Origin of the sequence: Carboxylicivirga sp. M1479 (assembly GCF_007097485.1) — a bacterium.
GTDB lineage: Bacteria > Bacteroidota > Bacteroidia > Bacteroidales > Marinilabiliaceae > Carboxylicivirga.
In genome coordinates this window covers 34,811-45,484 of sequence record NZ_VKDE01000036.1, presented here as the reverse complement: position 1 = coordinate 45,484, position 10,674 = coordinate 34,811, and the positions used below count along the sequence as shown (strand labels likewise).

The 10,674-nt window shown below is 38.9% G+C and carries 6 protein-coding genes; 4 read left to right on the top strand and 2 right to left on the bottom strand.

Annotation, left to right across the window (positions count from 1 at the left end):
- Window positions 1–130: 130 nt before the first annotated feature.
- From FNN09_RS18360 to FNN09_RS18350, 3 genes are all read left to right on the top strand, one after another.
- Window positions 131–406: an acylphosphatase gene (locus FNN09_RS18360; RefSeq protein WP_143303947.1), complete on the top strand. Its 276-nt coding sequence runs from the start codon at window positions 131–133 to the stop codon at window positions 404–406.
- Window positions 407–477: 71 nt separating this feature from the next.
- A complete protein-coding gene (locus FNN09_RS18355) occupies window positions 478–963 on the top strand; it encodes an RNA polymerase sigma factor (protein WP_143303946.1) in 486 nt (161 codons plus the stop codon).
- Window positions 960–2,006, top strand: coding sequence for a hypothetical protein (locus tag FNN09_RS18350; RefSeq protein WP_143303945.1), 1,047 nt, complete (start codon window positions 960–962; stop codon window positions 2,004–2,006). Before FNN09_RS18355 ends, FNN09_RS18350 begins: the two co-directional genes overlap by 4 nt.
- A gap of 3 nt (window positions 2,007–2,009) precedes the next feature.
- On the opposite strand, the gene FNN09_RS18345 is transcribed toward FNN09_RS18350, so the two are convergent.
- On the bottom strand, window positions 2,010–2,954 hold the full coding sequence (locus tag FNN09_RS18345; protein WP_143303944.1) for a HAMP domain-containing sensor histidine kinase: 945 nt from the start codon (window positions 2,952–2,954) through the stop codon (window positions 2,010–2,012).
- Window positions 2,955–3,006: 52 nt separating this feature from the next.
- Entirely contained in the window at window positions 3,007–4,626 is a 1,620-nt protein-coding gene (locus FNN09_RS18340) for a methyl-accepting chemotaxis protein (protein ID WP_143303943.1), read from the bottom strand.
- A 431-nt stretch (window positions 4,627–5,057) separates the two neighbouring features.
- On the opposite strand from FNN09_RS18340, the gene FNN09_RS18335 reads away from it, so the two are divergent.
- Window positions 5,058–10,601 carry an alpha-2-macroglobulin gene (locus FNN09_RS18335; RefSeq protein WP_143303942.1) on the top strand — a complete coding sequence of 1,848 codons (5,544 nt, stop codon included), beginning with the start codon at window positions 5,058–5,060 and terminating at the stop codon, window positions 10,599–10,601.
- Window positions 10,602–10,674: the final 73 nt, after the last annotated feature.

Genomic DNA, 10,674 nt, shown 5'->3' with positions numbered 1-10,674 from the left:
GAACTATTTACAGCGTCATTAAAAACAAAACACCATATCGTCAGGATTATATATGTCTTGATCCGAGAGAGAAAAATATTAATAGCTCCACTAATAAAGTGGCTTAAAAACTTGTAATTAATTAGAGTATATGAAACGAGTTCGAATAATTGTTGATGGAAGAGTGCAAGGGGTTGGATTTCGGTACTTTGTTGCTAATGGTGCCCGAGACTTAAATATAAATGGCTTTGTTCAAAATTTGCCCGATGGAAAGGTTGAAATAGATGCAGAAGGAGAGAGTGAAAATATTCATCATTTTTTAATCGAATGCCGAAAAGGTCCACAATCATCGCGTATCGATAATTTTATGGTGAGTGATATCCCATTTTATGGTTATCGACAATTTAAAATAAAACAAAGGAGATAATAAAAATTAGCATAACCGTGTAACATCCATAAGAGCTAGTGCGTCCTATCATTGTCTTATAGGTAAGTTGTATGACAGTAAAAGAATTTAACCAAGCCGTAAATCAGTATTCCGATGGTGTTTATCGCTTTGTTCTTAAGAGTATTAAGGATGAGGATAAAGCAAAAGATATCATGCAGGATACCTATGAGAAATTATGGAAAAAACATGAGCAGGTTGATTTCTTAAAAGTAAAAAGTTATCTGTTTTCGGCGGCCTACCATACTTTAATAGATTTAACCCGACGAGAAAAAAAGCAAGCCCCCTGGACCGAGGTCAATGTGAGAACCCATGCGCACAATGAATCGTATTCCGACTTAAACGAGGTGCTGCACAAGGCTGTTGAACGCTTACCCGATATACAACGAATGGTTGTGATGATGCGCGATTATGAAGGCTACTCCTATAAAGAAATAGGTGAGATTTGTGAATTAAGCGAAGCACAAGTAAAAGTATATATTTTTAGAGCTCGCAAATTCTTGAAAGAGTATATTGGGAAAATAGAAATACTGGTATGATGACAATTGATAAAAATAATTACGAAGCATATGTGCTTGATTATCTCGAGGGAACTATTTCTTCTGAAGATAGCGAGCAATTGGTTCGTTTTTTTGAATTGTATCCCGAGTATAAAGATGCTTTAGATGTTGATATTGATCTACAACTAAAAGTTGAAAGTGCAGATGGTATTTTTAGCGCTAAGGAATCCTTGTTGAAGCATCCAGCGGATACTTTTGATTTGCCAGTGAAAGATTATCTGTTAATTAAAAACCTTGAGGATGGTTTGGATGAGGATGAGTTGTTACAGCTGCGATTAGTTGAAAGCAATAATAATCAGCTCGATAAAGAAATACAGGACTATTCAAAAACTCAATTAAAAGCTGATCATTCGCTTCGTTATTCAGACAAGCGAAAACATATTCGTTTTGTATTGATACCAGCAATTAAACAGGTATTGCTTAATCGATCAGTTGCCGCAGCTATAATTGTTGCCATGTTTTTATCGGTATGGATGATGCAAGATACCAATACAAATATACCATTGGAGGCCACAATACTTAATCAAAGCGACTCGACTACCAACGGAAGCATACTGGCTGAGACAAAAATTGTTGAGAAGGTATTGGTTGAAAAACAACAGCCATCAAAAGATAGTATCTTAAAACTTGCCAATGATCCGATGGAGTTGAAGAAGAAAGAGCAGATAGCAGATGTTGTTGAGGTATTTGCCGAACAGCTGATTCATTTGAGCAGCATTACCACTATACATTCTCTAACACCCAAACGAATAAATGCATACGAGCACGGTTTAAATGTGATGATGCCACAGTATTTAAATAATAATTTACTAAGTGCTGAGCTGGCTAATATTTATAGGCAAATTGATGAGGAACAGAAGTCGCCATCCATTTCATTAGCCTTGGTAGAAAGTGGTGTTAAAGTCATGAATTTCCTTTCTAAGGAATCTGTTAAAATGCAAAAGTATTATAACGAAGAGGGTGAAGTTATTGGATATAAAGTGAAAGGTGAGAATGTTGAACTCAATCAAAAAACGCGATAGGTGTTAGGCGCTTATTTTATCAATAGACATCGAAAAATAGAATTGCGTGCCCTCACCCGGTTGCGACTCGAGCCATATTTTACCTTCTAACAAAAGGAGTATCTCTTTGCAAATGGATAAGCCTAAACCCGTACCACCTGTTCTATTGGATAGTTCTATTTCGGCTTGTTTAAAGCGTTCAAATATTGAATGGTGTAATTCCTCACGTATGCCGACTCCTGTATCTTTCACAAAAAATAAAATGTCACGTTCTTTAATCTGATAACCAACTTCAATTTGTCCTTTGTGAGTAAACTTTATAGCATTGTTTACCAAGTTATGAAATACACGTGTGAGCTTTTCCTTATCGGTATTAATAGTTAGGTTAGAGCCAATTCTATTTATTTTTAAATGAACGCTATCTCGCATTAATGGCGAGAAGTAGGCATGAACACTATCAAGCATCTGATCCAATGTAAATATCTCTTTATGTACATAGCTATTGCCCGATTCTAGCAGTGAGGTATCCATAACATCATTTACAATTGATAATAATTGCTTTGAGCTGTTGAGGATGATTTCAAGGTACTGATGCTTTTCTTCGTCTGTGGCACCTTCTGTTTGGGCTATTTCAGTAAAGCCAATAATGGCGTTCATTGGTGTTCTTAGTTCATGCGATATGTTCTCAATAAAGGCCGTTTTAAGTTTCTCATTTTGTTTGGCAATGTTCTCAGCTTTTCGCAAGCGTCGTGCATGCAAGCGACTAAAGAAGAACAAGGCTACAGCTGTTGATAAGACATAAAACCAACCCTTATATAGTTGTATCAGACTAAGCATTTCTTCATTATCCGAAAGGTTACCAGCAATTTTGTCCGAAAATAAAATCCATAAAGCACCAATTATCAAGTAAGCTATCGATAGCCTGTACTCAAAAGGTATTCGTTGATATGTAATTTTTAATGGACTCATTAAGCATTAGGTTTGAATAATGTGAAAAGGGGACTTATACAATATTACCACTTTATTTTTCAAAAGTAAAAAAGGAAATGCGTTCCTGTAATTCATTGGCTGAATGGTTGAGTTCAATTGCCTTATCTGACATGTTTTCGGCCAGTTGAGCATTGGATTGTGTTGAATTATTCAAGACCTGAATGGCATTGTTAATTTCAGAAACGGCTGAACCCTGTTCGCGGCTTGAAGAAACAATTTCAGATACCAGTTCAGAGGTTTTATTGATCTCTGGCACTAATTCAGACAATTTATTGGCCGTAGTGGTAACTACTTCCATGCCATCGGAAAAACGTTTATTAATATTTAATGCCGAATCTTTACTTCTTTCGGCCAATTTGCGTACTTCAGCCGCTACAACTGCAAAACCATTTCCGTATTCGCCTGCTCTTGCAGCTTCCACCGATGCATTAAGTGACAGGATATTGGTTTGTTGGGCAATTTCTTCAATGCTTGATAGCTCTTGTCGAATAATATTCATTGACGTGATGGCCATGTTCGACGAATCGTTGCCTGATTTAATTTCAGTGGCTGATTCCTTGGCAATTTGTTCTGTTGAATAGGCATTTTGTCCGTTGGCTTCAATGTTTGCTGTCATTTCTTCCATCGATACAGATATTTCTTCCACTGAAGCAGCTTGTGAACTTGATGAATCGGCAAGTTGTTTGGAAATGACCTGGGTATTTTGACTTTCATTATTGAGCAGAGCAGCTGTTTGGCTCACTGATGTAACAACCGATTTAATCGAGTCCACCATCTCATTTAGATTTCGTCCGATTTGTGAAAATTCATCATTGCCGCTAACCCTTATTTTTTGTGATAAATTACCTTTAGCCAACATCTTATTCATCCTAATAATATCCTTAATCTTCAGGCTTGTATTTCGTACGAACAAGAGGCTAATCAATACCACTATTAGTAATACGAATAGCATAATCAGTATGATTTTGTAAATAGCAGCTCTAATATTGGCTTGCACATCGTTTGAATTGGCATCAAGGCTCGATTTTATAATGAATAAACCAACAATATGCCCATCGGTGTAGTTTTCCATTTCATATCCAAGTATGTCCTTGCCATTGCCCCAAGGGCTAGTTTCAGGAGCTCCATGGCATTGCAGGCAACCTTGCTGTTCGGATAAACGTACTGGGCGCATTACCCATAGTTCATTGCTCGATGTATTATTATGACTTAAGGATACCAAACTGGGATCGTCTTCGAATTGCTTGATGAAGTCAGCTTCCTGTTTGTTGGCTAAGTTATTAGGGTTACGCGCGCTGGCTGAGGCTACTCGAAATTTATAATTATCATCTTCGGTGTTGTTTTCGCCCACTGCCATAGATGCAAAAATAGGCACCTTTTTGAGCATGCTTATTTTCACTTCTTTAGGTATATTGCCATCTGGATGCTTAGACTTTAACTCATTAATTTCCTCTGCAATGTCGAATTGGGTAGCGACATATGTGCGTACGGCTTCCATTCGACTTAGTATGGCTTTTGTTTTACGTTCTAAGGTTTCAATACCTTGTTTTTTAAGCATTGAAGATGAAACGTAGATAGCAATTCCGATTGCTACAAATATTGGAACAATAGCAATTAGTATCAGCTTTGTTCTGAAGTTTAGATTTTTCATAGTTATGTGTGTGATTCCCCAATAATTATCGCACTAAGTCGATAATAAGATGTCTTTATCCGCTATTACGGCAGCATGCAACTATGGTTACGAGTAAATTTTACTTTTATTACTATCGCTATCTAAGTTGCAGATTAAGAGTGATGTGTAATTAAGAATTTTTTCCTTAATTACATATAGAACATACTTAAATTGGATTCGAATTAGACGTTTAAACTAATCTCAATAAATGAGTTTAAGTCTGGTGATTAATAACTTGTGTGATTAATTAAACTAACGCATGCATGTTAAGGGTTATTAATGCTGAATATTTACAAGACTATTGCAAACTGTAAGAACTCAGCTTAAATATTGAAAAAATATATGGCACTAATTCATAGGCTCATTCAAGTCTTTATTAACTTTAAGCCAAATCATTATTCCTAAACACTATGTTTAAACACATTCAACTTTTTGCATCTATTTATCTGCTTGTACTCCTATGTTATGCATGTGGTAATAAAACCGAAACAAGTAATGATAAGGTTGCTTTTAATTCAAAAGTAAGCGCTTTTACTTCTGGCGTTATTTCTAATGAGGGCAGAGTACAAGTTCAGTTTTCCGAATCAGTAAAAGGAGTTCAAACTGGCGATGCAGCCGATAAAAAACTTTTAAAAATACAACCGAATATCAATGGGCAGTTGTCCTGGTTGGATAAGTATACACTTGAGTTTATTCCAGATGAAAGGCTGCCATCGGGAGCTTCTTTTAAGGTGGAGCTTGATTTATCGAAGGTTTTTGTTGATGAGCATGATGTTTTTAAGTTTGGTTTTAGCGTTATAGAACAGAATTTCAGAGTACAATCCATTGGCTTGGAGCCCGATGTTGTCAGTGAGCTAAAAATGAATACTTATCGTGGACATATAAATCTAGCTGATTATATCGATGATGAACGGGTTGAGGATATGTTGGTGGCATCTCAAAACGGGAAGTCACTTACGATTAAATGGCAACATCAAAGCAGTGAGAAACAACACCAGTTCGCGATAAAAGGAGTTGAGAGAAGCGAACAAAGCAGTGTACTGCAGATTGAATACAAAGGATCAGCCATTGGAGTAGAAAAATCAGATCGCGATGACATTGATATTCCATCGCTAACAGACTTTAAAGTGATTGATACTCGAGTTGTGATGCAGCCCGATCAGCATGTTTTAGTCATCTTCTCAGATCCATTGGACGAGCAACAGAACTTAAATGGCTTGATCGACATCAGTGATGCTCCCCAACTGCGTTATGTCATAGAGCGAAATAGGGTAAAAGTATATCCGTCATTTCGTTTAACAGGTTCGCATAAAGTGAGCATTAACGAGGGAATTAAAAATGTGCTGGGGTATGTGCATAAAGCTGAGGCCAGCTATGATATGGTGTTTGAAACGCCAAAGCCCGACGTTCAATTATTGGGCAAAGGTTCCATCTTACCAACATCAAGTGGCTTAATTTTTCCATTTAAGGCAGTTAGCATTCGAAGTGTTGAGGTGCGCATTGTGAAGATATTTGAAAACAATGTCGCCAATTTTCTTCAGGTTAATCGCATGGATGGTCAGTACCAGTTGCGTCGTGCGGGTCGACTAATATTCAAAAAAACAATTCCATTAGATAATGACCGAAGCTTGGATCTGACCCAATGGAATACCTTTTCACTTAATTTGGCTGATTTAATTACACCTGAGCAAGGAGCGATTTATCATATCGAGCTAAAAATTCGTAAGAAAGATAGCGTTTATCCATGTGGCGATGCAGTAGAAGCGGATGAACAGGAAGTAGAAGGGGCTGGTTTAACAGAGGAAGACATAGCTTATTGGGATCAGCCAACAGAATATTATAGTTCTTATTGGGATAGTTACAACGATAATTATTACTACGATTGGCGAGAGCGTGAAAACCCTTGTTCGCCCATGTATTACAGAAATAAGGTGGTAAGTCGTAATATTTTGGCTTCCGATATTGGTATTATTGCTAAAAAAGGGACAGATAAAGAAGTGGTGGTTGCAGTTAACGATTTACGCACCACACAGCCTTTGGCAAGTGTAGAACTCGAGGTATTTAATTACCAAATGCAGCTAGTTGGCAAAATGCGAACCGATGCCCAAGGTTTAGCACGCATAAAGGTGTCACAAAAGCCATTTTTGTTGATTGCTAAAAACGATCAGCAGCGCGGATACTTGCGTCTTGATGATGGAAATTCTTTATCATTAAGCCGTTTTGATGTAAGTGGTCAGCAGGTGCAAAAGGGCATGAAAGGCTTCATCTACGGAGAACGTGGTGTTTGGCGCCCTGGCGACACTTTGTTTGTTTCCTTTATTCTTGAGAACAAAGGAGAGGCTTTACCAGCCAATCATCCGATTGTATTCGAATGGGTAAATCCGCACGGACAAACCATTAACAGGCAAGTTCAAGCAATTAATGAAAACAACCTGTATGTGTTTCAAACCTCTACCAATAAGGATGCTCCAACTGGAATGTGGCGGGCGCGAATTAAAATTGGTGGTAGTATTTTTGAAAAAGGCCTACGAGTAGAAATGGTTAAGCCCAATCGCTTAAAAATTAAACTGGATTTTGATACTGATTTGCTGGTGCCAGAAGATCAATCGTTAAGTACGATGAAGGTTAATTGGTTGCATGGTGCCATTGCGCGTCATTTAAAAGCCGATGTTAAAGTAACGCTTAACCAAAGTAAAACAAGCTTTAAAAAATATAGCGATTATCATTTCGATGATCCATCACGACGATTTAGTTCTGAGGAAAGCACTATTTACGAGGGACAATTAGATAGCAATGGCGAAGCATTGGTAAAGGCTGCTATAGATGTTAAAGAAGCTGCCCCAGGTATGCTCAAAGCATCGTTTATTACACGTGTGTTTGAAGAAAGTGGCGATTTTAGCATCGATCGTTTTACTGTTCCTTATGCACCTTATCCTGTTTTTGTAGGGGTAAAAGCACCAACAGGCGATAAACGGGGAATGTTATTAACTGATACCACCCATACGGTTAAAGTCGTCAGTCTATCCGCAAAAGGCGAGCCTAAAAGCTTGTATGGTTTATCCTATTATGTCTATAAAGTTAGCTGGCGCTGGTGGTGGGAGTCTTCGGCCGATGATTTGGCTAGCTACGTGGGCACTCGTCATCAAAACCTGGTGACTAGTGGAAAGCTGAATACAATAAACGGTCAGGGGCAGTTTAATTTCAAGGTTGATTATCCCGAATGGGGACGCTACCTAATTCGAGTTGTGGACAATGTGCATGGTCATGCCACTGGACAAACTGTTTATGTCGATTGGCCTGGCTGGGCTGGTAATAGTCGAGAGAAAGATCCAAGTTCGGCCAGTATGTTAGCTTTTAATGCCGATAAGAAAAAATATACAGTGGGAGAACAGGCCACAATTAGTTTTCCAGCCTCGGGGCAGGGGCGAGCATTAGTCAGCATTGAAACGGGTAATAAAGTGCTAAACAGTTGGTGGATAACACCAACGAAAGGAGATAATAGCTTTAGTTTTGAAGTAACAAAGGAGATGACACCAAATGCTTATGTGCATCTGACCTTGCTGCAACCCCATGCGCAAACAGTTAATAATCTGCCAATACGCATGTATGGAGTCATTCCATTAGTGGCTGAGGATCCTCAATCTCACATTTATCCTCAGATAGAAATGCCAGATGAGTTGCGGCCTGAAAAGGAAGTAAGCATAAAGGTTAGTGAGCGCGATGGGCGAGCCATGAATTATACTTTGGCTGTTGTTGAAGATGGCTTGCTTGATTTAACACGTTTTAAAACGCCTGTACCATGGAATCATTTTTATGCTCGCGAGGCCTTGGGCGTTAAAACATGGGATTTATACGATGATGTAATTGGTGCCTACGGCGGAAAGATTGAGCAAATGTTCAGTATTGGAGGCGATGGCGAATTAGATGGTAAAAAAGGCGGTAAAAAGGCCAATCGATTTAAACCCATGGTGAAGTTTTTCGGACCTTTTCATTTGGAGGAGGGTGATACTCAAAAGCACAGCTTTCAAATGCCGCGTTATGTAGGATCGGTACGCACCATGGTAGTAGCATCTTCGGCCGTTGCTTATGGGGAAGCTGAGAAAACAACGCCCGTTCGTAATCCGCTGATGGTTTTAGCTACTTTACCACGTGTTTTAGGTCCCAATGAAACCGTTGATTTACCTGTTACTGTTTTTGCCATGAAAAAGGGCATTAAGAACGTAAAAGTGCATGTGCAGAGTAATGAACTGATGGAAGTTTTTGGTGAGGGTACCAAAGAATTAAATTTCGATCAAGAGGGTGAGCAGGTAGTAACTTTTAAGTTAAAAGTTAATCCTTTGATTGGTATTGGTCAGGTAAAAGTATTGGCATCATCGGGCAACGAAAAAGCCAAAGATGAAATTCAGATTGAAGTACGAAATCCGAATCCTCCAATTACCACCATTGAGAGTACTGTAATTGATGGTAACAAGAGTGCTTCTCTTCCTTATCAATTACCTGGAATGGCGGGGACAAATAAAATTACGCTTGAGGTTTCGGCACTACCTCCATTGGATTTTGGTCGACGATTAAAATATTTATTGCGTTATCCACACGGATGCGTCGAACAAACAACGTCTGCTGCATTTCCTCAATTATACCTTGCCGATGTGCTTGATAATGCCGACGAATTGGCGGCTAAAACCAGTGAGAATATAAAAGCTGCCATTAACCGTTTAGCGGGTTTTATCCGTTCCGATGGAGGTTTGGGATATTGGCTAGGTAGTTACGAGTCTTCCGATTGGGGTACAACGTATGCAGGACATTTTATGCTGGAGGCCGAAAAGAAAGGGTATATCCTGCCTGTGGGATTTAAAAATAAATGGATTACTTATCAGAAACGAAAAGCACGTCAATGGCGACGAAATAGCTCTTATCGCGGACGTGATTTGGCACAGGCCTATCGTTTGTATTCATTGGCTTTGGCTGGAGAACCAGAGTTAAGTGCCATGAACCGAATGCGTAATCAATCCAGCTTATCCAATCAATCAGTCTGGCGTTTAGCTGCTGCTTACGCTTTGGCGGGGCATGGGCAGGTGGCTCAAGACTTAATAAGCGAAACATCGATGAGTGTTATTAATCAACGCGATAATTCATATACCTATGGTTCAGAAGAACGCGACATGGCCATGATAATGGAAACACTTGTTTTGATGGATAAAAAGAAAGAAGCCGCCGAACTACTTCAGAACATGTCCAAAGCCTTATCTGGTCAGCGATGGATGAGTACACAAACAACTGCCTACTGTCTTTTGGCAGTATCTAAATTCATTGGCGAATCAGGGGTAAGCAAACAGTTCAAATTCGAATGGCAATGCAATGGTCAAGATGAAAAGGTTAATTCGCAATTGCCATTGTATCAGGTAGACTTGGATGCCGAGAACATGGATGGTGAGCTAAGGATTGATAATTTATCAGATGGTTTATTGTATGCTCGTGTAATTATGGAAGGAGTACCAGCGGAAAGTGATCAAACTGTAGTAGCTTCCAACCTAAATGTAAATGTGGAGTATAAAACGATGAATGGTTCGGTCATTGATGTGGCAAACATGGAGCAGGGCACTGACTTTATGGCCATAGTAACTGTTAAGAATCCTGGTAATTTTGGTCAAGTTAATAATTTGGCCTTGACTCAAATTTTCCCATCAGGTTGGGAAATCCGAAATACCCGTATGGAAAACATTGAATCAGCTCACGAATTAAACCAACCTGATTATCGTGATTATCGCGATGATAGGGTGTATTCATATTTTGATCTGGACCGAGGTAAGCATAAGAAATTTGTTGTGTTGCTGAATGCAAGTTATACTGGCCGTTATTACCTGCCTGCAATTAGCTGTGAAGCAATGTATAATAGTTCTGTATCGGCACGTATACTTGGACAATGGGTACATGTAAATAAAGCCGGAGAATAAGAAATGAATTCAGAAACGTCTTTAACCCCTTATGCACAAGATGCATGAGGGGCTTTGTTTATCGTCACATTTA